The sequence below is a fragment of the Streptomyces sp. NBC_00442 genome (genome assembly GCF_036014195.1).
Classification (GTDB): Bacteria; Actinomycetota; Actinomycetes; order Streptomycetales; family Streptomycetaceae; genus Streptomyces.
The window spans coordinates 3,173,827-3,199,687 of the sequence record NZ_CP107918.1 but is presented as its reverse complement, the minus strand read 5'-3'; the positions used below and the strand labels follow the sequence as shown (position 1 = coordinate 3,199,687).

Below are 25,861 nucleotides of genomic sequence, written 5' to 3'. Positions count from 1 at the left end.
CCTTAGCTGCTCGGTGCCGGGCGGCATGGGCATCCTCAGCCCGTCATGGGGGTCCCTCCTGGCCCTTGAGGCCTTGGGGGAGTTTGAGGACGAGCGCCCTTCAGGCGCGATACGGGGTCTGGGGCGGAGCCCCAGGGGGCCGGGCCTCGCAACTCGCCGCACGGGCGGGTGGGTGGGAAAACGCGCGTCGGAGCCCGGGGCTAGTGGTGGAAGGCCGTGGCTTCGGATTCGTCGCGGCCCAGCGGAGCGGCCTGCCGGCGGAGTTCGGGGAGCAGCCGGCTGAGGTCCTCGATGAGGAGCCCCGCCAGGTCGGAGGAGAAGCCGTTGCGGCACACCACCCTCAGCACCGACAGGTCCTCCCGGTTCTTCGGGAAGCTGTACGCCGGCACCAGCCAGCCCCGCTCGCGAAGACGCCTCGACACGTCGAACACGTCATACCGGTCCACGTCCGGCGCCGTCGTGAAGGCGAACACCGGCAACTCCTCGCCCCGCGTGAGTAGTTGGAAGTCGCCGAGCGAGTCGATCCGCTCCGCGAGCCCCCTCGCCACGTCCCGCGTGGTCTGCTGCACCGCCCGGTACCCTTCGCGGCCGAGCCGCAGGAACGTGTAGTACTGGGCCACCACCTGCGCCCCGGGCCGGGAGAAGTTGAGCGCGAACGTCGGCATGTCGCCGCCGAGGTAGTTCACCCGGAAGACCAGCTCCTCGGGCAGCGCCTCCGCCGTGCGCCACAGGGCCCAGCCCACCCCCGGATACACCAGCCCGTACTTGTGCCCGGAAGTGTTGATGGAGGACACCCGGGGGAGCCGGAAGTCCCACACGAGGTCCTCGTCGAGGAAGGGCGCGACCATCGCCCCGGACGCCCCGTCGACATGGACGGGGATGTCCAGACCCGTACGCTCCTGCAAATCGTCGAGCGCCGCACACAGCTCGGCGATCGGCTCGTACGACCCGTCGAAGGTCGAGCCGAGCACCCCGACGACGCCGATCGTGTTCTCGTCGCAGAGCGCCGCCGCGGCCTGGGGGTCGAGGTGGAAACGGTCGCCCTCCATGGGTACCTGGCGCGCCTCGACCTCCCAGAACGTGCAGAACTTGTCCCAGCAGACCTGCACGTTCACACCCATGACGAGATTGGGGCGGGCGTCGCGCGAGGGATAGCGGTCCGCGTTGCGCTTCATCCAGCGCCGCTTGAGCGCCATCCCCGCCAGCATGCACGCCTCGCTCGACCCGGTCGTCGAGCAGCCGACCGTGGCGTTGGGGTCGGGCGCGTGCCACAGATCGGCGAGCATGGCCACACAGCGCCGCTCCAGCTCGGCGGTGCGCGGGTACTCGTCCTTGTCGATCATGTTCTTGTCCCGGCACTCCGCCATCAGCACCCCGGCCTGCGGCTCCATCCAGGTGGTGACGAAGGTCGCCAGGTTGAGCCGGGAGTTCCCGTCGAGCATCAGCTCGTCGTGGACCAGCTGGTACGCGGTCGCCGGGGGCAGCGGCCGGTCCGGCAGCCGGTGCCGGGGCGGCGCGGAGGTCATCGAGCCGATCGGGTCCGCCTCCCCGAAGAAGGGGTTGAGCGCGAGCCGCCCGAACTCCTTCTCCTCCCCGTCTTCGTAGTGCTCCTTCTTGCTGCCGCCGCGGTGAAGTGCCATGGAGAGCCGCGTTCCTTTCCGGGGAGGTCGGGGAGGTCGGGGAGGTCCGGGGAGGTCCGGGGAGAGGGGAGTTCGGGAGGGACGCTCAGGGGGCCCGGCGTCAGGTGCGGGCGATGATCACCGCGGTGCCGTACGCGCAGACCTCCGTACCCACGTCCGCGGCTTCCGTCACGTCGAACCGCATCATCAGGACCGCGTTGGCGCCCCGCGCCTTCGCCTGGGCCACCAGGCGTTCCATCGCCTGGTTGCGGGTCTCGACCAGCGTCTTGGTGAGCCCCTTGAGCTCACCGCCGATCATCGACTTGAGGCCGGCGCCGATCTGGCTGCCCAGATGGCGCGAGCGCACCGTCAGGCCGAAGACCTCCCCGATGACCTGCTGCACGGTGTACCCGGGCACGTCGTTCGTGGTCACCACCAGCACGTCCGACTGCGCGCCCTGTCCGCCGCCGTACTCCTCGATGCCCATGTGGTCCGCCTTCCCGTAGCCCATGGCCGGCCCTTGCCGGCCTCCTCCAGCCTGCCCCTGGAACCACGCTTTCGCGCGTTACGTTGATAGTTTTGGCTGCCGACGGCAGACAGCCCGCCCGACACCCACACCCAGGAGCCCGGTACCCGTGACTTCCCTTGCCCTCGGGCCGAGCTGGCTGGACCCCGACTATCTGCTCGGAACCTTCGGCCTGGCCGGGCTGCTGATCATCGTGTTCGCCGAGTCCGGCCTGCTCATCGGCTTCTTCCTGCCGGGCGACTCGCTCCTGTTCACCACGGGCCTGCTCGTCACCACGGGCAAACTGGACACCCCGCTGTGGCTGGTCTGCGTCCTGGTGGTGCTCGCCGCGGTCCTCGGCGACCAGGTGGGCTATCTGTTCGGCAAGAAGGTGGGTCCGTCCCTCTTCAGCCGGCCCGATTCCAAGCTCTTCAAGCAGGAGAACGTCGAGAAGGCGCACGAATTCTTCGAGAAGTACGGCCCGAAGTCGCTGGTCCTGGCCCGCTTCGTGCCGATCGTGCGCACCTTCACGCCGATCATCGCGGGCGTCTCCGGGATGCACTACCGCTCGTTCGTCACGTTCAACGTCATCGGCGGCAGCCTGTGGGGCGCGGGCGTGACGCTGCTCGGCGCGGCGCTCGGCAACGTGGAGTTCGTGCACCAGCACATCGAGCTGATCCTCGTCGCGATCGTCCTCGTCTCGGTGATCCCGATCGCGATCGAGTTCCTGCGGGCACGGTCCAAGGCGCGGAAGAACCCGGCGGCGGCCGAGGGCGACGGCGGCGCGGGCCGGACCCCGCAGCGCGGCGGACGGCACGCCAAGCGCTGAGCGCGAAGCAGCCGAGCGTCAAGCGCTGAATACCAAGCGCTGAACGCCGGGCCGAGCGCCCGGCGTCAGAAGCCGCGGGTGCGCTTGGCCGCGGCGCGGCCCGGTCCTGGGGAGCGCAGGAAGAGTCGGGCGATCTCGTTTCCGAGGTTCACGCCGATCGCGATGGCCAGGGCGAGCGCGATGGCCTTGGCGAGCGAGGCGACGCCCGTGTTCAGGTGGTTCTGCGCGATGGACAGGACCCCGAAGTACGTGGCGCTACCGGGCAGCAGCGGGCCGATCGCGGCGGTCACGTACAGCAGCGCCGAGGTGTTCCAGTACCGCGAGAGCAGCTGCCCGAACAGGCCGACCAGGCCGGCCGCGACGGCCGTCGCCATGATCGGCGAGCCCTTCGCGGTGACCGCGATCGCGGCGTACACCACCCAGGCGACGCCGCCGTTCGCGGCCACGATCAGCACGGTGGAGCGGTCCTGCTGGAGCAGCACCGCGAAGGTCAGGCACAGCACGATCGACGCGAGGGTCTGAAGGATCGGCCGGTCGGTCGGCTGGAAGGTGCCCTCGGGGTTGAGCTTGGCGTGGATCTGCAGCCCGCCGTACAGGACGGTCAGGACGCCGACGACGATCGCGACGAAGAAGTACCCGACTTCGAGCAGCCGGGCCGCCGCGGTGACGTAGAAGCCGGTGAGACCGTCCTGGACGGCCGCCACCAGGGCCCGCCCCGGAATCAGGGCGAACAGGCCACCGGTGATGACCGCGGACGAGCTGAGTTCCCACTGGAGCAGGCTGAGCGCCACACCCATCGCGGCGGGCGGCATCGCGGCCACCACGAACTGGTAGAACTCCGGCAGCCCACGCGACGCGCACAGCCAGGCGAGCCGGTCGCCGAGCACCGCGCCGACCGCCGCCACCAGGAACACCGTGATGCCGCCGCCGAGCAGGACGGAGGCCGCTCCGGCGAGCAGCCCGCAGGCGGTGGTCAGGGCCCAGCCGGGGTAGGGGTGGCGGTTTCGGCGGATCTCCGCCAGGCGCCGGTAGGCCTCTTCGAGGGAGACCTCGTGGTCCTCGCTGGTCATGTCCGTGACCAGTCGGTGCACCGCGGCCAGACGGGTGTAGTCGGTGCCGCGGCGGCGCACCGTGCGGTTGGCCGTCACCGGGTCGTCCACGAGGGACGGCTGGTAGGTGATGCCGAGCATCGTGAAGGTGACCGTGGGCTCGCTGCGGTCCAGGCCGTAGCTGCGGCAGATCGCGAACATCGCCGCCTCGACGTCCTCGGCGCCCTCGCCGCCCGCGAGCAGCAGCTCGCCGATACGCAGCGTCAGGTCGAGCACGCGGGGGACCGCCGGGCCAGCGTCGTCGTGCTTCTGGATCGGCTCGGCGACCGGCCGGTCGCCGACCGGCATCCGCAGCATGGTGCGCATCCGGTCCTGCCAGGGCGCGTCCTTGGAGAGGCGTACCAACGGCATGGAGCCGGTAGTGGTCATCGGGTTGGGCGTCTCACGGGCCGTGTACGCGCTCGGGGTGGTGAACGCGGAGGCCGGCTGCTCGGCGGGCGACTCGACGACCGGCGTGGCGAGGCCGGCGGGCAGTGCGAACTCCGATGTCGGCGAGTCCTCCTCGGGCACCTGCGGCTGCTCCACGCCCTCGGGGGGCGCGAAGGCGCTGCGTGCCTCGTCGGACTGCGGTTTGCGGTCCTCGACCGTGTCGTGCTGCTCGGACACCACTGGTCCCCTGCCTCCCTCCAGCCACTTCGGGTGCGTGTGCCCAGTATGTGGGGCGACATGAGGTGGCACGACAAGGGGCGGCCCGCCGTGAACCACCCCCGTGAACAACCCCCGCGCGGGCGGCCGCAGGACGACGGGGACACACCCGCACGACGACGGGGGACGCGCCCGCACGACGACGGGGGACGCGCCCGCACGACGACGGGGGACGCGCCCGCACGACGACGGGCGGCGCACCCCGAGGGTGCGCCGCCCGTTCGCTACGGAGAAACGCGCGTCAGTGCGCGCCGCCCTGCGCCTCGAGGCGCTTGTACGAGGCCTCGACCTCGGCCTCGGCCTCGACACGGCCGACCCAGTCGGCGCCCTCGACGGACTTGCCGGGCTCCAGGTCCTTGTAGACCTCGAAGAAGTGCTGGATCTCCAGGCGGTCGAACTCGGAGACGTGGTGGATGTCGCGCAGGTGCTCGACGCGCGGGTCGGACGCCGGGACGCACAGCAGCTTGTCGTCGCCGCCGGCCTCGTCGGTCATCCGGAACATGCCGATCGCGCGGCACTTGATGACGCAGCCCGGGAAGGTCGGCTCGTCGAGCAGGACCAGGGCGTCCAGCGGGTCGCCGTCCTCGCCGAGGGTGTTCTCGACGAAGCCGTAGTCGGCCGGGTAGCTGGTCGAGGTGAAGAGTCGACGGTCCAGACGGATCCGGCCGGTCTCGTGGTCGACCTCGTACTTGTTCCGCGATCCCTTCGGGATCTCGATGGTGACGTCGAACTCCACGGGTGGCTCTCCTCCATGATCAGCACATGCATCGGACGGGCCTGCGTCGACCGCCATGTTCGCGGCGGGACGCAGTTCTGGTGATTAAGTGTCCCTCACGCAGGTGTGTGATCGCGAAAGGGGCTGGTCCTCGGTGCCGGGACCCAAGACATGGCAGCTCACAGCGGGTGCGGCGGCGGTCGGCCTGGCACTGGCGACCGGGGCCGTGGCCCTGGCGGGACCGTGGGACTCAGGTCAGCGTACGGCCGAGCGCGCACGGGCCGCATCGCGGGACGCCAGGGGTGGCGCACATCACCAGCGCCCCGCGGATCCGGACGCTCCGGCTCCGGCCCCGAGCGCGCCCAGCGTGCTCGCCGCGCTCGGCGCGGCCGGGGACGCGCCGGTCACGGCCGCCCTTCCGGCCGCCCTCGCCCCGCTGCTGGCCGACCCCGCGCTCGGCCCGCATCCGGCGGCCTCGGTCCTCGACACCGCCACCGGCCGTGAGGTGTACGCCTCCCGCGCGGACGTCGCGATGACTCCGGCGTCGACGATCAAGATCGCGACGGCGACCGCGGTCCTCACCGCACTCCCGGCCGACCACCGCTTCACCACCGCCGTGGCGGCGTCGGCCGACGGTTCGGCGCTGACCCTCGTCGGGGGCGGCGACCCGACCCTCGACCGGGCGCGCCTGGCCGCGCTCGCCGACGACACCGCCCGCGCGCTGCGGGCCCGCGCCCTCGACCACGTACGTCTGACCTACGACGCCTCGCTGTTCAGCGGGACCGCGGTGCATCCGATCGGGCCGAACGAGAACCTCGCGCCGGTCGTCGCCCTGATGACGGACGAGGGGCGTACGCAGGTCCCCTCCGGCTCATCCGGCGCTTCCGGCTCGTCCGACGCCGAGGAGAGCGGGCCCGGCGCGCGCACCGCGGACCCGGCGGGCGACACCGCGCGGGCCTTCGCCCGGCTGCTGCGGGACCGCGGGGTGCGGGCGGACGACCCGGTCGCGGGCGGCCGGCCGGCGGGCGCCACCGTGCTGGCGAGCACGAGCTCCGCGCCGCTGACCGAGGTCGTCGAGCGGATGCTGACCGAGAGCGACAACGACATCGCGGAGGCCCTCGCCCGGCAGACCGCGATCGCCACCGGGAAGCCCGCGAGCTTCGAGGGCGGCGCCGCGGCCGTGGCCGCCCAGCTCGAAAAGGCCCGACTCCCTTCCGCCGGAAGCGTGTTCACCGACGGCAGCGGGCTCAATCGCGCCGACAGGGTCACCGCGCGCCTGCTCACCCGGCTCCTCGCCGACGCCGCAGGACCGGCCCACCCCGAACTGCGGCCGATCCTCACCGGCCTGCCCGTCGCCGGCTTCACCGGCACCCTCAGCACCCGCTACGGCGCGACGTCCGCGGCGACCGGCCTGGTCAGGGCGAAGACCGGCACGCTCGGCGGCGCCGGGGTCAACACCCTGGCGGGCACCGTCGTGGACGCGAGCGGCCACCTCCTGGCGTTCGCGTTCCTTTCGGCGGGCACGCCCGGCGCGGACCCGGCGCCCGCGCAGCGGGCCCTCGACCGGCTCGCCACGCGGCTCACGGCGCACTGACCTTCGCCGACCGGGTTCCCTTGCGGGGACGACAACGTACGGTTGACGCATGACTGGCATCGGCGGTGCAGGTACCTCTGGGATGGTCGACTGGAACCTCGCGGTCGCGACCGCGACCCGACTGGTGCGGCCGGGCCCCGACGTGAGCCGTGACGAGGCGCGAGAGATCGTCGCCGAGCTCCGTCGGCACGCCAAGGCCGCCGAAGAACACGTACGGACGTTCACCCGGATGATCCCGGAGGGCGTCGAACCGGAGGACACCCCGGTCCTGGTCGTGGACCGGGCCGGATGGGTGAAGGCCAACGTGGCCGGCTTCCGCGAGGTCCTGCGGCCCCTGCTCGACAAGATGCAGGAGCGCCGCGGCAGCACCCCCGCGGGCGCCGTGTTCGGCGCGGTCGGCGGCAAGGTCACCGGCGTCGAGCTCGGCATGCTCCTGAGCTTCCTGTCCTCACGGGTCCTCGGGCAGTACGAGACCTTCGCGCCCGCGAGCCGGGACCTGCCGGCCGGGCCCGGCGGCGGCGGACGGCTGCTGCTCGTGGCGCCCAACATCGTGCACGTGGAGCGCGAACTCGACGTCCCCCCGCACGACTTCAGGCTCTGGGTCTGCCTCCACGAGGAGACCCACCGCACCCAGTTCACGGCCGTGCCGTGGCTGCGCGACCACCTGGAGAGCGAGATCCAGTCGTTCCTCGGCGCCACCGAGGTCGACCCCATGACCGTCCTGGAGCGGCTGCGCGACGCGGCCCAGTCCCTGGCCGGCGGCCGGCCCGAGGGCGAGGAGGACGACGGGGGGCGCTCCCTCGTCGAGCTGGTGCAGACCCCGGAACAGCGCGAGATCCTCGGCCGGCTCACCGCCGTGATGTCCCTCCTGGAGGGGCACGCCGACTACGTGATGGACGGGGTCGGGCCGCAGGTCGTGCCCTCGGTGGCGGAGATCCGCGAGAAGTTCAAGGAGCGCAGGGCCAAGGGCGCATCCCGGCTCGACGTGGCGCTGCGCAAGCTCCTCGGCCTGGACGCCAAGCTGCGCCAGTACCGCGACGGCGAGCGCTTCGTGCGCGCCGTGGTGGAGGAGGTCGGCATGGACGGCTTCAATCGCGTGTGGACTTCTCCGAACACCCTTCCGACGAAGGCCGAGATCGCCAAGCCGGCGGAGTGGGTCGCGCGCGTGCACCGCAAGGCGGACTCCTGACCTGAAGGCCCGCCGGTGGCGGGTGTCAACGCGGGAATCACCCATCCGAGGGACCGTGGGGCATGGGTAGGCGTGCAATGCTCGGGTAACGGCTCTGTTCTGTCACCATCTACGCACTCTGTGTGACTGAACGGCCCTCCTGCTCCTCCTGATCCCCCGCATCCTCTCCGCGCCAGAGGCACCCCCAACTTCACCGAAGGGCACCGGACATGGGTCCCCATCCTGCGGTCGCAGCGATACGCCTGGCGGTTCGCCGCGTACTCCACGACGTACTGAACGAACACTCCCGCGACCACCAGAGCGCCGAGACGGCCGTGACCGCGGGGGCCCCCGCCGGTCGGGGCGCAGGCGTTCGCACCGCGCCCGAGCCCCTCGTGCTCGTGGCCTGCTCGGGCGGCGCCGATTCCATGGCGCTCGCCTCCGCCCTCGCCTTCGAGTCCCGCAAGCTCTCGCTGCGCGCCGGCGGCATCACCGTCGACCACGGCCTCCAGCACGGCTCGGACCTGCGCGCCGCCGAGGTCGTCTCCCGCATGACCGGCCTCGGCCTGGAACCCGCCGAGTCCGTCGCCGTGCGCGTGGGCCGCGAGGGAGGCCCCGAGGCCGCCGCCCGCGACGCCCGCTACGCCGCCCTGGACGCCGCCGCCGAGCGGCACGGCGCCGCCGCGATCCTGCTCGGGCACACCCGTGACGACCAGGCCGAGACCGTCCTGCTCGGCCTCGCCCGCGGCTCCGGCACGCGCTCCCTGTCCGGCATGGCCGCCGTCTCGGGGGCGGCGGGCCGCTACCGGCGCCCCTTCCTGGAGCTCGACCGCCAGACCGCGCGCAAGGCCTGCATGGTCCAGTCGCTGCCCGTCTGGGACGATCCGCACAACGCCGACCCCGCCTACACCCGCTCCCGGCTGCGCCAGGAGGGCCTGCCCGCCCTGGAGAAGGCGCTCGGCAAGGGCGTCGTCGAGGCGCTCGCCCGCACCGCCCAGCTCTCGCGTGACGACGCCGACGCCCTGGACGCCTGGGCCCTCCAGGCCGACGCCTCCGTGCGGGACGACGCGGGGCTCCTGGACTGCGCGAAGCTCTTCGCTCTGCCGCCCGCCGTGCGGCGCCGGATCGTGCGCCGCGAGGTCATCGGGGCGGGTTCGCCCGCCGGCTCACTCTTCGCCCGCCATGTGGAGGAGATCGACAAGCTGATCACCAGCTGGCGCGGTCAGCGGGCCATCAATCTCCCGGGCCGCGTCGTCGCGCGTCGGCAGGGTGGCAGACTGGTCATTCGGCAGAGCTGAGCCCACGCACGTAACTCGGCTCGCGCACGACAACAGAAACCCCCAAGAAAGCGGCCCGGGTGAACGAGAAGGACATGGGCACCGACCTCCAGTCGGTGCTCATCACCAAGGAAGAGATCGACGCGAAGCTGGCGGAGCTGGCCGGGAAGATCGACGCGGAGTACGCGGGCAAGGACCTGCTCCTCGTCGGTGTCCTCAAGGGCGCCGTCATGGTCATGGCGGATCTGGCCCGCGCGCTGTCCACCCCGGTCACCATGGACTGGATGGCCGTCTCCTCGTACGGTGCGGGCACCCAGTCCTCCGGCGTCGTGCGGATCCTCAAGGACCTCGACACCGACATCAAGGGCAAGCACGTCCTGATCGTCGAGGACATCATCGACTCGGGCCTGACCCTGTCGTGGCTCCTGTCCAACCTCGGCTCGCGCGAGCCCGCCTCCCTGGAGGTGTGCACGCTGCTCCGTAAGCCGGATGCCGCAAAGGTCGCGATCGACGTGAAGTGGATCGGTTTCGACATTCCGAATGAATTCGTCGTGGGCTACGGCCTCGACTATGCCGAGAAGTACCGCAATCTCCCCTTTGTCGGGACGCTCGCGCCGCACGTGTACGGCGGCTGAGGCAACCCGTTCCGTTTCGGGGAACCACAGCCCGTCCCGCTCCGTTGGAGCAGGGGAAGGGCCCTTTGTCAGCCGTACCGTGCGACCACGGGTGACAATGCTGGGGTACCGTCCGAAGAACAGTCTTTACACACAGTCTTAGTCACAGTCACAGCAGCATTTACCTACGGGCAGGAGGGACGGGGCGTTCTCGCTCCGTATGGATGGACGTGAAGCGATACTTCCGTGGGCCGGTCATGTGGATCGTGCTGGCCGTCCTCGCCGTGGTCGTGCTGATGCAGGTCGTCGGCTCGGGTGGCGGCTACAAGACGGTCGACACATCCGATGTCGTTCAGGCGATCAGCAACAAGCAGGTCGAACAGGCCAAGATCACCACAGGTGACAGTCAGGTCATCAAGATCGACCTGAAGGACGGCCAGAAGGTCAAGGGCAGCAGCAAGGTCCAGGCGAACTACATCGGGGACATCCAGGCGAGCTCGCTCGCCGACCAGCTGCAGGGCAGCGTCAAGGCCGGTGACATCCCCAAGGGCTACACCGTCTCGCCCGACAAGCAGAACCCGTTCCTCGGGATCCTGCTCTCGCTGCTCCCCTTCGTCCTCATCGTCGTGGTCTTCCTGTTCCTGATGAACCAGATGCAGGGCGGCGGCTCCCGAGTCATGAACTTCGGGAAGTCCAAGGCCAAGCTCATCACCAAGGACACCCCGAAGACGACCTTCGCCGATGTGGCGGGGTCCGACGAGGCGGTCGAGGAACTCCACGAGATCAAGGAGTTCCTCCAGGAGCCGGCGAAGTTCCAGGCCGTCGGCGCCAAGATCCCCAAGGGCGTGCTGCTCTACGGCCCGCCCGGCACCGGCAAGACGCTGCTCGCCCGCGCCGTCGCGGGTGAGGCCGGTGTTCCCTTCTACTCGATCTCCGGTTCCGACTTCGTCGAGATGTTCGTCGGTGTCGGCGCCTCGCGTGTCCGCGACCTCTTCGAGCAGGCCAAGGCGAACGCCCCGGCGATCGTCTTCGTCGACGAGATCGACGCCGTGGGCCGGCACCGCGGTGCGGGTCTCGGCGGCGGTCACGACGAGCGCGAGCAGACGCTCAACCAGCTGCTCGTCGAGATGGACGGCTTCGACGTGAAGGGCGGCGTCATCCTGATCGCCGCCACCAACCGGCCCGACATCCTCGACCCGGCCCTCCTGCGGCCCGGCCGGTTCGACCGCCAGATCGCGGTCGACCGCCCGGACATGCAGGGCCGTCTGGAGATCCTCAAGGTCCACCAGAAGGGCAAGCCGGTCGCCCCGGACGTCGACCTGTCGGCCGTCGCCCGGCGCACCCCCGGCTTCACCGGCGCCGACCTGGCGAACGTGCTGAACGAAGCGGCGCTCCTGACGGCGCGCAGCGACAAGAAGCTGGTCGACAACCACGCGCTGGACGAGGCGATCGACCGTGTCGTGGCGGGTCCGCAGAAGCGCACGCGGATCATGTCCGAGAAGGAAAAGAAGATCACCGCGTACCACGAGGGCGGTCACGCCCTGGTCGCCGCGGCTTCCCCCAACTCGGACCCGGTCCACAAGATCACGATCCTGTCGCGCGGCCGGGCCCTGGGCTACACCATGGTCCTGCCGGACGAGGACAAGTACTCGACCACGCGCAACGAAATGCTCGACCAGCTGGCCTACATGCTGGGCGGGCGCGCGGCCGAGGAGCTCGTCTTCCACGACCCGACGACGGGCGCGGCCAACGACATCGAGAAGGCCACGTCCACCGCTCGCGCGATGGTCACGCAGTACGGCATGACCGAGCGTCTGGGCGCGATCAAGTTCGGTGGCGACAACACCGAGCCGTTCCTCGGCCGTGAGATGGGGCACCAGCGCGACTACTCGGAAGAGGTCGCGGCCCTCGTCGACGAAGAGGTCAAGAAGCTCATCGAGACGGCGCACAACGAGGCCTGGGAAATCCTGGTCGAGAACCGCGACATCCTCGACAAGCTGGTTCTCGAACTCCTGGAGAAGGAGACCCTCAGCAAGGAGCAGATCGCCGAGGTCTTCTCCGGCATCGTCAAGCGTCCGGCCCGTCCGGCCTGGACCGGCTCCTCGCGGCGTACGCCGTCGACGAGGCCGCCGGTGCTCTCGCCGAAGGAGCTGGCCCTGACCAACGGTGCCACCACGAGCGCCAACGGCTCCGCGCCCCTGGACACCCCCACGGAGGCCCTGCCGGCCCCCGAGGACCGTCCCGAGGCCTGAGCAACGGGGCCCGTACCGGCCCCGGAATGCATGCCGCGCCCCCCAGGTTTTAGCCTGTGGGGGCGCGGGTGTTTTCCGGCCACGCGCCATGAACGACAGTCGAGGAACGAGGCACAGATGACCGACCCGGTGACGCTGGACGGCGAGGCCAAGATCGGCGAGTTCGACGAGAAGCGGGCCGAGAGCGCTGTGCGCGAGCTCCTCATAGCGGTCGGCGAGAACCCGGACCGCGAGGGCCTCAAGGAGACGCCGGCCCGGGTGGCGCGGGCGTACAAGGAGATCCTGGCGGGTCTGCGCCAGGAGCCCGAGGACGTCCTGACGACCACGTTCGACCTGGGGCACGACGAGATGGTCCTGGTGAAGGACATCGAGATCGTGTCGGTCTGTGAACATCATCTGCTGCCGTTCCACGGCGTGGCCCACGTCGGCTACATCCCCGCCGAATCCGGCAAGATCACCGGTCTGTCGAAGCTGGCCCGCCTGGTGGACGTGTTCGCCCGCAGGCCGCAGGTGCAGGAGCGCCTGACCACGCAGATCGCCGACTCGCTGATGCGCATCCTCGACGCGCGCGGCGCCATCGTGGTGATCGAGGCCGAGCACATGTGCATGTCGGTGCGCGGCATCCGCAAGCCCGGCGCGAAGACCATGACCTCGGCGGTGCGGGGGCAGCTGCGCGCCCCGGCGACGCGCAGTGAGGCGATGAGCCTGATCATGGCCCGCTGACCGCCCGCGTATCGCGTCCGACGCCGGGGTCCGGGGTCCGGGGGCCGAGGGTGGTCCGGGTGGGGCCCCGGGTGCGGGATCTGGTCGAGTTGCTCGGTCGAGGCGCTCGGGGGAGGTGTCCAACTCCCAATACGGGCCTGTCGGTTGGGTGAGGGCCGTGACAGGCTCGGAGGATGACGGAACAGACACTCCCGGCCCGCACCCTCGGTGAACTGGAAGTATCCGCACTGGGCTTCGGCGCCATGGTCCTCTCGCCGGGAATCTACGGCGACATCGACGACGAGCGGGGCGAGCGTGCGCTGCGGGCGGCGCTCGACGCCGGCACGACCTTCATCGACACGGCCGACGGTTACGGCGCGGACGGTCACAACGAGCGGCTCGTCGGGAGGGTGCTCAAGGGGCGGCGGCGCGAACAGGCCGTCGTGGCAACCAAGTTCGGCTTCCGGATCCCCGAGGGAGCCGAGCCGCACCCCTTCCCGGTCGGCTACGCGTTCGGCGAGCTGGCGGTCAACGCCGACCCGAAGCACGTACGGGGCTATGCGGAGGCGAGCCTGCGGGGGCTCGGCACGGAGTACATCGACCTGTATTACCCGCACTTTCCCGACCCGCAGGTGCCGCTGACCGACACGGTGGGCGCGGTGGCCGACCTCGTCGAGGCGGGGCTCGTGCGCCATCTCGGCCTGTCCAACGTGACGTCCGACCAGCTGCGTGCGGCGCACGCCGTGCACCCGGTGGCCGCCGTGCAGGTCGAATGGTCGATGTGGCGGCCGATCGCCCCCGAACTGCTCGCCGTGGCACGGGAGTTGGGTGTCGGTATCGTGCCGTGGTCGCCGCTGGGGCAGGGCTTCCTCGGCGGCACGGTGGAGGCGGTGGGCGACGGCGACTTCCGGCAGCACATGGGCCGGTTCGACGCGGCCAACCTGAAGGCCAACAACGACCGGTTCGCGCCGGTGCGCGGGGTCGCCGAGGAACTCGGCATCACTGCGGCGCAGCTGGCGCTGGCCTGGCTGCTGCACCAGTACGACCACACGGTGCCGATCCCGGGCAGCCGCACCCCCGCCCACATCGAGGAGAATCTCGCGGCCGCGCGGATCGAGCTGTCGGCGGCCGTGCTCGCGCGGCTGGACGAGATCCTGGCGCGGACCCGCGTCGAGGGCGGCACCTTGCTGTAGCCGGCGCGCGGGCGGAGGCCGCGCGGTGTCCGCCGCGAGCGGACCCGCGGAGGACCGGTCGCGTGGTGCCCGGCCGCCGCGGTGCGTCGGCGCGTGGTGCCCGGCCGCGTGGTGTCAGGTGACCGGGGCCGTGGTGTCGTCCTCGTCCTCGGGGAGCTTGCAGACGCGCTCGAGGAAGAACGCGGCGGCCACCACGGCGATGCCGGCCAGGACCGAGAAGCCGGCGTAGATCGCCTGGTCGCGGCGGGACGGCACGTCGAGGTAGCTCAGCAGATAGACGCCGGTGCCGCCGTACATCCCGCACACCAGGGCCGCGACCAGGGCGCTGGCCTGGCCGAAGACCACCGCGCGCGCCGCCATCAGGGGCTCCACGCCCTTGGCACCCGGCCGGCGCTCGCGCTGGGCGCGCAGCCGGGAGCGGATGGACAGGGCGGTGGCGAGCAGGATGACGGCGATCACCGCGAGGACGATGGGGGCCGCGATCGGCACGCTCGGCAGGGTGGCGACCGCGTCCCACAGCCGGGCGCCCGCCCAGGAGAGCACTCCGGCGATGACGAACAGTCCGGCCAGCACGCCAAGCCGCAGTTGCTTCACGGAGTAGTGCCCTTCGCGTCTCTAGGTGGTCAGGTCGAAGCCGGTGTGCCGCGACGCCCAGAAGCGTAACGACTACTCGGGCAGACGGAGTTCCAGGTCGGCGCGGGCCAGCACGCCGTCGTGGCCCACACCGCCCAGCAGGTCGGCGACCGTGCCGTGGCCGGGCAGCTGGGCGCCGGGCTCCACGTCGTGCCAGGGGGCGAGCACGAAGGCACGCTGGTGGGCGCGCGGGTGAGGGAGCGTCAGGACCGGGTCGTCGGAGACGACATCGGCGTAGGCAACGATGTCCACGTCGATCGTGCGCGGCCCCCAGCGCTCCTCGCGGACGCGGTCGAAGGCCTCTTCGATGGCGTGGCCGCGCTCCAGGAGCGAGGCCGGCGGCAGTGTGGTCTTCACGACGACGACCGCGTTGAGGTAGGAGGGCTGGGAGCCCTCCTCGACGCCCCAGGGCTCGGTCTCGTACACCGGGGAGACGGCTTTGACGCGCAGCCCGGGGGTGTCCTCCAGGGCGTCGATGGCGCCCTGGAGCGTCTCCAGGCGGTTGCCGAGGTTGGAGCCGAGGGCGATGACCGCGCGGCGCGGGTTGGAGAGCGTCATGTCGGCCGCGTCGACCTGCTCGACCACGGAGGTGGGCACCGGCTGTACGGTCGGGTCGCTCTGCGCGGCCCCCTGCGGATACACGCTCATACTCGGCTCCGGGTGATGGTGATGGTCACGTCGTCGAACGGGACGGTGATCGGCGCGTCGGGCTTGTGGACGACCACCTCCACCTCGTGGACGCCTTCGTGCTTGAGGCACTGCTGGGCGATCCGCTCGGCGAGCGTCTCGATCAGGTCGACGGGCTCGCCCTGGACGACGTCCACGACTTCCTCGGCCACCACGCCGTAGTGCACGGTCTTCGCCAGGTCGTCGTCGGCCGCCGCGAGGCGGGTGTCGAGGCCGAGCACCAGATCCACGATGAAGGTCTGGCCTTCCTCGCGTTCCCGGGGGAAGACGCCATGGTGCCCACGGGCCTTGAGGCCGCGCAGCGCGACACGATCCACGCGAATCACTCCTGCTGTCGTTGGTCAGACGGACATGCGGCCGCGTGCGGGCGGCACGGTGCCCACAATCGAATCTACCTGCGGGCACTGACAGTGCTCGCCCATGGGGGCTATGGACAGATCCTGACAGGCCTGGTAGCCGCCCCTACCCGATGGCTCCGGGTTCAATCCTCAAAAGCCCCCGATCGTGCCCGGATTCAGTCCTCCCCAGGCCCCGTCAGGCCTCGTCCGGCTCCTCGTCGCCCGATTCGGCGAGGACCGGAGAGCCGTGGTGGGACCAGAGCCGCCAGCCCTCGGATGTGCGGCGGAACACATTGGTGGCGACCACGAGCTGGCCGACGAGGGGTCCCAGTTCGCCGCTCTCCTCGGCGGGACCGCCGCTGAGGATGTTCTCGGTGCAGGTGACCAGGGCGGTGTCGCCGAGCACGACGGCCTTCACATCGGTCAGGAAGAACTGGATGTACTCGGTGTTCGCCATGATCAGCGCGTACGAGCGGAGCACCTCGCCGCGCCCGGACAGGACGGGCCAGCCCGGGTGGACGCAGGAGATCCCGGTGTCGCCGGCCTCGGTGGCGCTGAGCCAGAGTTCGGACAGTTCGTCGAAGTCGCCCCGCTCCAGGGTCTCGTAGAACGCCGTATTGGCGCGCTCGACGGCCTCGGCGTCCGTACGGGGGCTCACCGGGCTCCCTCGACGGCGCGGGCCACGCGGACGGCGTCGGCGGTGGCGCGGACCTCGTGGACGCGCACGGCCCAGGCGCCCTCGTGAGCGGCTATGGCGGAGACGGCGGCGGTGGCCGCGTCGCGCTCGCGGGCGGGCGGCGGCGCACCCTCCTCGCCGGCCAGGACGTGGCCGAGGAACCGCTTGCGGGAGGCCGCGACCAGGACGGGGTGCCCGAGCGCGCGGAGCCGGGCGAGGTGGGCGACGAGCGCGAGGTCGTGGCCGGCCTGCTTGGCGAAGCCGAGGCCGGGGTCGATCACGAGGCGCTCGGGGGCGATACCGCCCTCGATGACGGCCTCCACGCGCAGGCGCAGCTCGGCGACGACCTCGCTCACCACGTCGGCGTAGACCGCGCGGCTGTTCATGTCCTGGCTGAAGCCGCGCCAGTGCATGACGACGAAGGGGGCGCCGGTGTCGGCGACGGCGGGGATCATCGCGGGGTCCGCGAGGCCGCCGCTGACGTCGTTGACCAGGACCGCGCCGGCGGTGATCGCCTGCTCGGCGACGCGGGCACGCATGGTGTCGACGGAGACGGTGACGCCCTCGGCGACCAGGCCGCGCACGACGGGGACGACGCGGCGCAGCTCCTCGGCCTCGTCCACGCGCGAGGCGCCGGGGCGGGTCGACTCGCCGCCGACGTCCACGAGGTCGGCGCCCTCGGTGACGAGGTCGAGGCCGCGCTTGACGGCGATCGAGGTGTCGAACCACCGGCCGCCGTCGGAGAAGGAGTCGGGCGTCACATTGACCACGCCCATGACCGCGCAGCGGTCCCACGCGGGCAGCCCGGCGACGGTCCCCCGCCCGTTCGGCAGCCCGTTCAACGTACTCATGCGTCAAGCGTATGCGTCAGGCAGGAGTAACCGGACCATGCCCGGGGGCGGGGAAGAGGCGCTCCAGGAGGTCGTGCAGGGCGACGCGGTCGGCGTCGGGCAGCGAGTCGAGCGCGGCGTGGGTGGCGAGCATGCCCGTCCTGACCGTCTCCACGATGCGCGTCCCGTCGTCGGTGAGGACGACGTTCTTGACGCGCCGGTCGGTGGGGCTCGGCTCGCGGCGCACCAGGGCGCGTGCTTCGAGGCGGTCGATGATCCCGGTCACGTTGGAGGCGTCGCAGTGCAGCGTGGTGGCGAGCGAGCGCATGGAGGCGGGGCCCCGGCGCAGCACGGTCAGGGTCTTGGCCTGGCTGGAGGTGAGGCCCTGGTCGGCGGCGGCCGACGTGAAGTCGCCGTAGAAGCCGGCCAGGGAGTCCCAGATGGCGTCCATGAGCGTGAGGTTGCTGACGGCGGTGGGGCGGGTTCCAGGCATGCCGCCCACTGTACCCGCGCCCCGAGCAAAACTTGACTACCTCAACCTTCGATGTTTACCTTCATTCAGTTGCTTGAGGTAATCAAGCTTCCATGTGTTCAAGTACCTGCTCCCGAGTGCCCTTGAGTGCTCGGGGGTGCCTACTCCTGCCGTACGGAAGAAAAAGTGACCACTAACCAACGCCCCAGCGGCGGCACCGGGCTCGTCCTGGTCCTCGGACTCGCCGCCATGGTCGTCTCGATGATGCAGACCCTGGTGGTGCCGATCCTCGGCACCATCCAGAGCGACCTCGGCACCACCACGTCCGGCGTCAGCTGGGTCACCACCGCGACCCTGCTCTCCGCGGCCGTCTTCACCCCGCTGCTCGGCCGCTTCGGCGACATGCACGGCAAGAAGCCGACCCTGATCGGGGTGCTCGTGGTCATGGTCGTGGGCTCCGTGCTCGCCGCCACCACCAGCTCGCTCGTGCTGCTGATCGTCGGCCGGGTGCTCCAGGGCGCGGCCACCGCGATCTTCCCGCTGGCTCTTTCCGTCCTGCGCGAGGAGATACCGCCGCAGAAGCTCCACGGCGCGATGGCGCTGGTCAGCGGCACGCTCGCGTTCGGCAGCGGGCTCGCCCTCGTCGGCGCGGGCCTGCTCACGCAGGGCTCGCACCCCGACTACCACCGGGTGTTCTGGCTCGCCGTGATCCTCGCGGTCGTCGCCCTCATCGCCGTCGTCGTGGTCGTGCCGGCCTCCCGTACGAAGACGGGCGGACGCACCGACTGGCTCGGCGCCGCCACCCTGGCCGCCTTCCTCGTGATGCTCCTGCTGCCCATCTCGCAGGGCCACGAGTGGGGCTGGTCCTCCGGTCGTACGGTCGGGTTCTTCGTCGGTGCGGTCGTGATGGCCGCGGTCTGGGTCCTCGTCGAGCGCAAGGTCGCCGCGCCCATGGTCGACATGCGGATGTTCGCGCACCGGCCGGTGCTCTTCACCAACCTGGCCGGGCTGCTCCTCGGCTTCGCGATGTTCTCCCAGTTCATCGGCGTCTCCTACCTGGTGCAGATGCCGGACCGCCTCACCGGGTACGGGTTCTCCGCCTCGGTGCTGCGCGCGTCCGTCGAGTACCTGCTGCCCACCACCCTCGTCTCGCTGATCGCCGCGCCGCTCGGCGGGCTGCTCGTGGGGCGGATCGGGGCGCGCTTCACCCTCGCGGCGGGTGCGGCCTTCGGCGTGCTCGGCTTCGCCTGGCTGACCGGGGCGCACGACTCGACGTCGTCCGTCATCCTCGCGGGCATGCTCATCGGTGCCGCGATCAGCTTCGGGTACGCGGCGATGCCGGCACTCATCGTGGCGAGTGTCCCGCACCACCAGACGGGGATCGCGAACGGGATCAACTCGATCTCGCGGTCGGTCGGTTCGGCGATCGCCAGTGCGGTGATCACGTCGTTGCTCGCGTCGAAGGTGCTGTCCGGGTTGCCGGCCGGGGTGCCGCCGCTGCCGGCGGAGAGCCAGTTCACGCTGTCGTTCGCGCTGGCCGGGGTGGCGTTCGTGCTGGTGGTGGGTGTGGCCTTGGTGGGGTTGTCGTCCGACGGGTTGCGTGCGCGGCGGGTCGCGGCGTCCTCGAAGACCCCGGATCCCGAGCTCCAGCAGGCCTAGCCCCCTGGGGCTCCGCCCCGGACCCCGGGGAGTTTTCCCACCCTCCCGTCCGTGCGGCTACGTGAGGGCCTCGGCTCCCTGGGGGCTCCGCCCCCAGACCCCCGTTCGCGCCTGAAGGGTGCTCGTCCTCAATCTCCCCCAAGGCCTTAAGGGCCAGGGGGGACCCCATGACGGGCTGAGGATGCCCATGCTGCCCGGCACCGGATACCTGAGGGGCGCGGGGAACTGCGCGACCAGCCGTCCACGGCCCGCACCCGAAAACCGGCCGTTCAAGGGGCGCGGGGAACTGCGCGGGCAGGTCTCCGCGGCCCGCACCCTGATGACGACCCTTCGAGGGACGCGGGGATCTGCGCGCAGCCGAGCCCCGTGGGGGGAACGCGGAACCCCGGCCCGCCCCCCCCGCAGGGGGAAACGGCGCCGGGGTTCGGGCGGGGGCGGGGCCGGGTCAGGCCGGGCGTACGCCGGGTTCTTTCGGGGCGTGGGCGCAGGCCCGTTCGCGCCGCGCGGCCCGCGTGAGGCGAGCGAGCGGCGCCGGCAGACCCAGGTTCACGAAGCCTTCCGCCTGCATCACGGCGAACCCGATGCGAGGAAGGTCGGCATGGGCCCGGTACACCATGAAGCGCGGCTCCCACCGCGGCTGGAACTTCGCGTTGAACTTGTAGAGGGACTCGATCTGGAACCAGCGGGAGAGGAAGACCAGGAGGCCGCGCCACAGGCGCAGCACCGGCCCCGCCCCGATCTTCTCGCCGCGCGCCAGCGCCGAGCGGAACATCGCGAAGTTGAGGGAGACCTGCTTCACGCCGATCTTCTCGCAGGCCTGGAGCGACGCCACGATCAGGAGCTCGTTCATGCCGGGGTCCGCCGCACGGTCGCGGCGCATCATCTCCAGGGACATTCCGTCCTTGCCCCAGGGGACGAAGTGCAGGATGGCCTTCAGGTCGCCGTAGGGGGAGGGCGCGGTGCCCTCGTCGTCGGCCTTGTGGGCCGTCGCGATCACGCAGTCCCCGTCGTTCGGGTCGCCGATGCGGCCGAGCGCCATCGAGAAGCCGCGCTCGGTGTCGGTGCCGCGCCAGTCCTCCGCGGCCCGGCGGATGCGCTCCAGCTCCCCGTCGGAGAGGTCACGAACGCGCCGCACGCGGGTTTCGTAGCCATTGCGCTCGATGCGCTTGACCATCTGGCGTACGTTCCGCATGGCGCGTCCGGCGAGGGAGAAATCCGCGACGTCCACCACCGCCTCGTCACCCAGCTCCAGCGCGTCGAGCCCGGTCTCGCGGGTCCAGACCTCGCCGCCGGTCTCGGAGCAGCCGACGACCGCCGGGGTCCACGAGTGGGCCTTGGCCTCGTCCATGAAGCGCTCGATGGCGCCGGGCCAGGCCTCGACGTCACCGATCGGGTCGCCCGAGGCGAGCATCACACCGGAGACCACGCGGTAGGTCACGGCCGCCTTGCCGCTGGGCGAGAAGACGACGGCCTTGTCGCGGCGCAGCGCGAAGTGGCCGAGCGAGTCACGGGCGCCGTGCCTGGCGAGCAGCTCGCGCAGCTTGTGCTCGTCGTCCTCGGTGAGGCGCGCGGCCGGGTGCTCGGGGCGGAACGCCAGGTAGATCGTGGTGATCGCGGTGAGCAGGCCGAGCGCGCCGAGCGAGTACCCGACGGTCCAGCTGGTCTTGCCCTGGTACTCGACCGGCCCCTCCACGCCGAACAGGCCGAACATCACGTGCTGGATGCGGTCCACGATGCTCGGATTGCCCACCGTGCGGTGCGGGTGGACGCTCACGATGACCAGGCCGAGGCCCAGCGACCCCGCTCCCATCAGGAAGAAGTTCGCCACGGCCTTCCAGCGGCTGCGCGGGTCGGGCAGCGCGTTGAACTCGCTCCGGTGGCGGACGAGCAGCGTGAGAAGTACCAATGAGATCAGCACGCCGACGACGGAGTGCCGGTACCAGAACTGGGCCACCGCCCCGATGGGCAGCAGCACCACGGCGGCCCGCCAGGCGCGCCGCTTGCGGCGCTTCAGGCCGTGCGCGAGGAGCAGCAGCAGGATGCCGGCGCTGAGCGCCACGGCCGCCGCGAAGGGGCCGAAGGTGCCCGGCAGCACCTCGCTGACGGTGTGGAACCGACTGTGCCGGACGCGATCGAAGACTCCGGCCGCGACGTCCAGGAGGCCCACGATCGTGCAGGCCGTACCGACCAGCTTGGGAACCGACTCGGGGCGCGGCCCGCGGAGGACCTTTCGTACACGAGTCGGAACCGATCCGTTTTTGTCCCCATCTATCCTGACAGACATCGCTTCCCGTGACTCCGCGAGAGATTCAGTTGGCCGGGGGACGGCGTCCGCACCGTCCAGCCGGACAATTTGCGCCCTCTAGGACGGGACTTGTGGGGGGTGGGTTCCCTCCCTCTCAGGAAAATCTCAGCCAGAAAGTTTCATCGACTCATGGGTCTCACGAGCAACAAGGTCCTGGCACTCGCCGTGTTCCTGGCGGTGGTGCTGTTCGCGGTCACCGTCTGGTTGTGGCCGCGCCTGGCGCGTCGCAGCTGGAAGGCCGTGACGGGCCGGATCGGGCTGCTGCTCGCGACCCAGCTGGCGATCTTCGCCTCGGTCGGACTCGCCGCCAACAACTCGTTCCTGTTCTACGGATCCTGGGCGGACCTGTTCGGCCAGGAACAGGACATGGGCAAGGTCGTCGACCACTCGGCGGGCGGCAAGGACGTCCAGGTCGTCGCGAAGCAGAAGCCGGACACCCCCGGCGCGGGAAAGCCGCAGCTGGGGGGAGAGATCCAGAAGATCGTGCTGTCCGGCGAGAAGTCGGGGATAACGAGCCCCGCCTACGTCTACCTGCCGCCCGAGTACTTCCAGAAGGCGTACGAGAACAAGACGTTTCCCGCCTCGGTCGTACTGACCGGCTACCCGGGCACCGCCGAGAACCTGCTCAAGGGGCTGCGCTATCCGAAGACGGCCTGGGCGCAGTCCAAGCAGAAGAAGATGCAGCCGATGATCCTGGTCATGATGCGCCCCACGGTGGCGGGCCAGCGCGACACCGAGTGCGTGGACATACCGAAGGGACCGCAGACCGAGACGTTCTTCGCCAAGGACGTTCCGGGCGCGATCTCCGCGCATTACCGGGTCGGCACCAAGGCCCGGAACTGGGGCTTCATCGGCAATTCGACCGGCGGCTACTGTGCCCTGAAGATCGGCATGCACCACCCGGAGCAATTCGCCGCGAGTGCGGGCCTCTCCGCGTACTACAAGGCGGCCGACGACCCGACGACCGGCGATCTCTTCCACGGCGACAAGCACGAGCAGAACCGCGCCAACCTGCTGTGGAGCCTGGACCACCTGCCGCCGGCCAAGTCGTCCTTCCTGGTGACCAGCTCCGAATCGGGCGAGGACAACTTCAAGCCGACCCAGGCCTTCATCAGGAAGGTGAAGGCGCCCGGCCGCGTCTCGTCCATCACGCTCGACAGCGGCGGGCACAACTTCAACACCTGGCGGCGCGAGATCCCGCCGACGCTGGAGTGGATCAGCGGCCGGCTCAGCGCGAGCTGACCGACTCCACCGATTCGACCTTCACCGCGGTACGGGGGACCGCGTTGGCGTCCGCGTCGATGGAGCGGCGCAGCGCCTCGTGGAGGCGCGCCGGGGTGAGCACGCCGAGGAAGCGGCCGCGCTCCTCGCGGTCGATGACCGCGATCCAGCCGGCGTCGTGCTGGAGCATCGTGGCGAAGGCCTGCTTGAGGGAGGCGCCGACCGGCAGCCAGGCCTCCATGCGCCGGGCGTGCTCGCGGACCGTGCCCGTGCCGCGGCGGGCCTGCTCGCCGGAGATCCAGCCGTGCAGATGGTCGTCGCCGTCCAGGACGACCGCCCAGCGCGCGATGTCGGCCGGCAGCGGGTCGTCGAGGTGGACCACGGGCGGCTGGTCGAGGTCGCTCTCCTCGATGGGGGTCACCGACAGGCGCTTGAGGCCGCGGTCCGCGCCGACGAAGTCCGCCACGTAGTCGGTGGCGGGGGTGCCGAGCACGGCGGCGGGTGCGTCGAACTGCTCGATGGAGCCCTGCCCGTAGACGGCGATGCGGTCGCCGAGGCGGACGGCCTCCTCGATGTCGTGGGTGACGAACAGGACGGTCTTGCGCACCTGCGACTGGAGCTTGAGGAACTCGTTCTGGAGTCGCTCGCGCACCACCGGGTCGACCGCGCCGAACGGCTCGTCCATCAGTAGCACGGGCGGATCGGCCGCCAACGCCCGTGCCACGCCCACCCGTTGACGCTGTCCACCGGAGAGCTGTTCCGGGTAGCGAGACCCGTACGTCTTCGGGTCAAGCCCCACCAGGTCGAGCAGGTCGGCCGCGCGCTCGTGGGCCTTCGCCTTCTTGACGCCGAGCAGGTGCGGCACGGTCGCTGTGTTCTCCAGGACCGTCTTGTGCGGGAAGAGCCCGACCTGCTGGATCACATAGCCGATGCGGCGCCTCAGCTGGACCGGATCGACCGCCGCTATGTCCTCGCCGTCCACGAATATCCGCCCGCCGGTCGGCTCGATGAGGCGGTTGACCATCTTCATCGTGGTGGTCTTGCCGCATCCCGAGGGGCCGACCAGGGTGACCAGTTCACCCTCGGCCACCTCGAAGGAGAGATCGTCCACGGCGATGGTGCCGTCGGCGTACCGCTTGGTGACGTGCTCGAACCGGATCATGGGTCCCCATTGTGATGGCTGGCGTGCGCGCTTGTGTGAATGCCATGTTGCTGTACTGCAAAGGCCCACGGCGATTGTCAGTGGCCGGGGATAGGGTTTGGTACGTACGTTCGGGGCATCCGGGCAGGTGGGTGTGGGGCCCGTGAGGAGCGGGGCACCCGGAGCGGTGCGAGGGAGGTGGGGGAGTGGCGCAGAGCTGTCTTGCGGCGAACGACTGGATCTGCTGGGAGTACGTCAGTTCCCGCAGCCAGGAGCTGACCGACGCGACGGTCCAGCACATCTGGATCACCGCGGTGTCGGTCCTCGTGGGCCTGCTGGTCGCCTTCCCCCTCGCGCTGCTCGCGCGTGGGCGCAAGGGCGTCGCGGCCACCGTCCTCGGCTTCACGACCGTGCTCTACACGGTGCCCTCGCTCGCCATGTTCGCCCTGCTGCTCCCGGTGTTCGGCCTCTCGGCCGGCCTGGTGATCACGGGCCTTGTGCTGTACTCGCTGACGATCCTCGTGCGGAACATCCTGGCCGGGCTCGAATCGGTGCCGTCCGACGCCCTGGAGGCGGCCCGCGGCATGGGATACGGGCGCATACGGCTGCTGTTCGAGGTCGAGCTGCCGCTCGCGCTGCCCGCCCTGATGGCCGGGCTGCGGATCGCCACGGTCGCCACCGTCGCGCTGACCACGATCGGCTCCCTCGTCGACCACGGGGGCCTCGGCAACCTCATCGAGCAGGGCCTGCCCACCTTCTTCAAGGCGCAGATCCTCACCGCGTCCGTGCTGTGCGTGGTGCTCGCGATCGCCGCCGACCTGCTGCTCCTCGGCGTCCAGAGGCTGCTCACCCCGTGGACTCGTATCCGTACGGCGAAGGCGGTCTGAGCGATGGGAGTCTTCACACAGGCCTGGACGTGGCTGACCACGGGCGCCAACTGGTCGGGGGAGGACGGCGCCTGGCACCGGCTCGGGGAGCACGTGTACGTCAGCGCGCTCGCCCTCGTCGTGTCCTGCCTGGTCGCCCTGCCGCTCGCGCTGTGGCTCGGGCACATCGGCAAGGGCGGTGCGCTCGCCGTCAACCTCTCCAACATCGGCCGGGCGATACCCGTCTTCGCGGTGCTCGCCCTGTTCATGGTGACGCCGCTGCGCAACGCGGGCTACCTGCCCACCGTGATCGCCCTGGTGCTGTTCGCGGTGCCGCCGCTGCTGACCAACGCGTACGTCGGGATGCGCGAGGTGGACCGGGCGGCGGTGGAGGCGGCGCGCGGCATGGGCATGTCGGGCCGCCAGCTCTTCCTCCAGGTCGAACTGCCCCTCGCCTATCCGCTGATCATGACGGGGCTCCGCTCGGCGGCGGTGCAGATCATCGCCACCGCGACCATCGCGGCGATGGCCGGCCTCGGCGGCCTCGGCCGGATCGTCACCGAGGGGTTCGCGGTCTACGACACCCCGCAGGTGGTGGCGGGCGCGCTGCTCGTGGCGGCGCTCGCCCTGCTCGTGGAGGGGGCTCTGGTGGCGGTCGACCGTCTCTTCAGCCCGCTGCGCAAGCGTTCGTGACCCCGGCCGCCGCGTCTTCCTCTCTTCCTCTCCCTTGCTTGCTTTCCTTTCTCTCCCCCACGTCCCCTCGATGTCCGCAACACCCGTCTTCCCGCGATGCCTTCCGGATTGGTGAACT

At 70.7% G+C, this 25,861-nt stretch carries 24 protein-coding genes; 12 read left to right on the top strand and 12 right to left on the bottom strand.

Translation table 11 applies throughout. The features are described 5' to 3' along the window. Positions 1 to 200 precede the first annotated feature (200 nt). Positions 201 to 1,640 carry a glutamate decarboxylase gene (locus tag OG432_RS14405; RefSeq protein ID WP_328311338.1) on the bottom strand — a complete coding sequence of 480 codons (1,440 nt, stop codon included), beginning with the start codon at positions 1,638 to 1,640 and terminating at the stop codon, positions 201 to 203. 100 nt (positions 1,641 to 1,740) lie between these two features. After that, positions 1,741 to 2,106, bottom strand: a complete 366-nt coding sequence (locus OG432_RS14400) for a YbjQ family protein (protein WP_328315105.1) — start codon at positions 2,104 to 2,106, stop codon at positions 1,741 to 1,743. A gap of 148 nt (positions 2,107 to 2,254) precedes the next feature. Here OG432_RS14400 and OG432_RS14395 point away from each other — a divergent pair, with 148 nt between their 5' ends. Then, entirely contained in the window at positions 2,255 to 2,953 is a 699-nt protein-coding gene (locus tag OG432_RS14395; protein ID WP_328311337.1) for a DedA family protein, read from the top strand. Positions 2,954 to 3,018: 65 nt separating this feature from the next. Here the strand turns inward: OG432_RS14395 and OG432_RS14390 are convergent, their stop codons facing one another. Beyond that, positions 3,019 to 4,671, bottom strand: coding sequence for a threonine/serine ThrE exporter family protein (locus tag OG432_RS14390; RefSeq protein WP_328311336.1), 1,653 nt, complete (start codon positions 4,669 to 4,671; stop codon positions 3,019 to 3,021). Between the two features lie 277 nt (positions 4,672 to 4,948). Further along, entirely contained in the window at positions 4,949 to 5,443 is a 495-nt protein-coding gene (locus OG432_RS14385; protein ID WP_100577700.1) for an inorganic diphosphatase, read from the bottom strand. Between the two features lie 133 nt (positions 5,444 to 5,576). On the opposite strand from OG432_RS14385, the gene dacB reads away from it, so the two are divergent. The 7 genes from dacB to OG432_RS14350 all read left to right on the top strand — a co-directional run bounded on the left by dacB (position 5,577) and on the right by OG432_RS14350 (position 14,222). Further along, positions 5,577 to 7,016, top strand: coding sequence for a D-alanyl-D-alanine carboxypeptidase/D-alanyl-D-alanine endopeptidase (dacB, locus tag OG432_RS14380; protein WP_328311335.1), 1,440 nt, complete (start codon positions 5,577 to 5,579; stop codon positions 7,014 to 7,016). Positions 7,017 to 7,065: 49 nt separating this feature from the next. Continuing rightward, positions 7,066 to 8,205: a zinc-dependent metalloprotease gene (locus OG432_RS14375; RefSeq protein ID WP_328311334.1), complete on the top strand. Its 1,140-nt coding sequence runs from the start codon at positions 7,066 to 7,068 to the stop codon at positions 8,203 to 8,205. A 209-nt stretch (positions 8,206 to 8,414) separates the two neighbouring features. Continuing rightward, positions 8,415 to 9,482: a tRNA lysidine(34) synthetase TilS gene (gene tilS / locus OG432_RS14370; RefSeq protein WP_328311333.1), complete on the top strand. Its 1,068-nt coding sequence runs from the start codon at positions 8,415 to 8,417 to the stop codon at positions 9,480 to 9,482. 74 nt (positions 9,483 to 9,556) lie between these two features. Further along, the gene (hpt, locus tag OG432_RS14365) at positions 9,557 to 10,096 is read left to right on the top strand and encodes a hypoxanthine phosphoribosyltransferase (RefSeq protein ID WP_120727895.1); all 540 of its coding nucleotides are present in this window, start codon (positions 9,557 to 9,559) and stop codon (positions 10,094 to 10,096) included. 203 nt (positions 10,097 to 10,299) lie between these two features. Further along, complete coding sequence (ftsH, locus tag OG432_RS14360; protein ID WP_328311332.1) at positions 10,300 to 12,327, top strand: ATP-dependent zinc metalloprotease FtsH; 2,028 nt, start codon at positions 10,300 to 10,302, stop codon at positions 12,325 to 12,327. Between the two features lie 117 nt (positions 12,328 to 12,444). After that, positions 12,445 to 13,050 (top strand): GTP cyclohydrolase I FolE, encoded by a 606-nt coding sequence (folE, locus tag OG432_RS14355; RefSeq protein ID WP_328311331.1) that lies wholly within the window; start codon positions 12,445 to 12,447, stop codon positions 13,048 to 13,050. A 173-nt stretch (positions 13,051 to 13,223) separates the two neighbouring features. After that, the gene (locus tag OG432_RS14350; protein ID WP_328311330.1) at positions 13,224 to 14,222 is read left to right on the top strand and encodes an aldo/keto reductase; all 999 of its coding nucleotides are present in this window, start codon (positions 13,224 to 13,226) and stop codon (positions 14,220 to 14,222) included. 114 nt (positions 14,223 to 14,336) lie between these two features. Here the strand turns inward: OG432_RS14350 and OG432_RS14345 are convergent, their stop codons facing one another. From OG432_RS14345 to OG432_RS14320, 6 genes are all read right to left on the bottom strand, one after another. Next, on the bottom strand, positions 14,337 to 14,816 hold the full coding sequence (locus tag OG432_RS14345) for a DUF3180 domain-containing protein (RefSeq protein WP_328311329.1): 480 nt from the start codon (positions 14,814 to 14,816) through the stop codon (positions 14,337 to 14,339). A gap of 72 nt (positions 14,817 to 14,888) precedes the next feature. After that, entirely contained in the window at positions 14,889 to 15,503 is a 615-nt protein-coding gene (gene folK, locus OG432_RS14340; protein WP_328311328.1) for a 2-amino-4-hydroxy-6-hydroxymethyldihydropteridine diphosphokinase, read from the bottom strand. Next, the gene (folB, locus tag OG432_RS14335) at positions 15,500 to 15,859 is read right to left on the bottom strand and encodes a dihydroneopterin aldolase (RefSeq protein WP_328311327.1); all 360 of its coding nucleotides are present in this window, start codon (positions 15,857 to 15,859) and stop codon (positions 15,500 to 15,502) included. The genes folK and folB overlap by 4 nt, the downstream gene beginning before the upstream one ends. 217 nt (positions 15,860 to 16,076) lie before the next feature. Further along, entirely contained in the window at positions 16,077 to 16,538 is a 462-nt protein-coding gene (locus tag OG432_RS14330) for a nuclear transport factor 2 family protein (RefSeq protein WP_328311326.1), read from the bottom strand. Then, positions 16,535 to 17,407 carry a dihydropteroate synthase gene (gene folP / locus OG432_RS14325; protein ID WP_328311325.1) on the bottom strand — a complete coding sequence of 291 codons (873 nt, stop codon included), beginning with the start codon at positions 17,405 to 17,407 and terminating at the stop codon, positions 16,535 to 16,537. Before folP ends, OG432_RS14330 begins: the two co-directional genes overlap by 4 nt. 16 nt (positions 17,408 to 17,423) lie before the next feature. Then, on the bottom strand, positions 17,424 to 17,879 hold the full coding sequence (locus OG432_RS14320) for a MarR family winged helix-turn-helix transcriptional regulator (protein ID WP_328311324.1): 456 nt from the start codon (positions 17,877 to 17,879) through the stop codon (positions 17,424 to 17,426). A 165-nt stretch (positions 17,880 to 18,044) separates the two neighbouring features. Here OG432_RS14320 and OG432_RS14315 point away from each other — a divergent pair, with 165 nt between their 5' ends. Continuing rightward, complete coding sequence (locus tag OG432_RS14315; protein ID WP_328311323.1) at positions 18,045 to 19,517, top strand: MFS transporter; 1,473 nt, start codon at positions 18,045 to 18,047, stop codon at positions 19,515 to 19,517. A gap of 445 nt (positions 19,518 to 19,962) precedes the next feature. On the opposite strand, the gene OG432_RS14310 is transcribed toward OG432_RS14315, so the two are convergent. Beyond that, entirely contained in the window at positions 19,963 to 21,801 is a 1,839-nt protein-coding gene (locus OG432_RS14310; RefSeq protein ID WP_328311322.1) for a phosphatidylglycerol lysyltransferase domain-containing protein, read from the bottom strand. Between the two features lie 150 nt (positions 21,802 to 21,951). On the opposite strand from OG432_RS14310, the gene OG432_RS14305 reads away from it, so the two are divergent. Next, positions 21,952 to 23,064, top strand: coding sequence for an alpha/beta hydrolase (locus OG432_RS14305; protein WP_328311321.1), 1,113 nt, complete (start codon positions 21,952 to 21,954; stop codon positions 23,062 to 23,064). Here OG432_RS14305 and OG432_RS14300 read toward each other — a convergent pair. Continuing rightward, positions 23,051 to 24,205, bottom strand: a complete 1,155-nt coding sequence (locus tag OG432_RS14300) for an ABC transporter ATP-binding protein (RefSeq protein ID WP_328311320.1) — start codon at positions 24,203 to 24,205, stop codon at positions 23,051 to 23,053. The genes OG432_RS14305 and OG432_RS14300 overlap by 14 nt on opposite strands. A 185-nt stretch (positions 24,206 to 24,390) precedes the next feature. Between OG432_RS14300 and OG432_RS14295 the strand changes: the two genes are divergently transcribed. Continuing rightward, positions 24,391 to 25,071, top strand: a complete 681-nt coding sequence (locus tag OG432_RS14295; RefSeq protein WP_328311319.1) for an ABC transporter permease — start codon at positions 24,391 to 24,393, stop codon at positions 25,069 to 25,071. 3 nt (positions 25,072 to 25,074) lie between these two features. Continuing rightward, positions 25,075 to 25,743 carry an ABC transporter permease gene (locus OG432_RS14290; RefSeq protein WP_328311318.1) on the top strand — a complete coding sequence of 223 codons (669 nt, stop codon included), beginning with the start codon at positions 25,075 to 25,077 and terminating at the stop codon, positions 25,741 to 25,743. Positions 25,744 to 25,861: the final 118 nt, after the last annotated feature.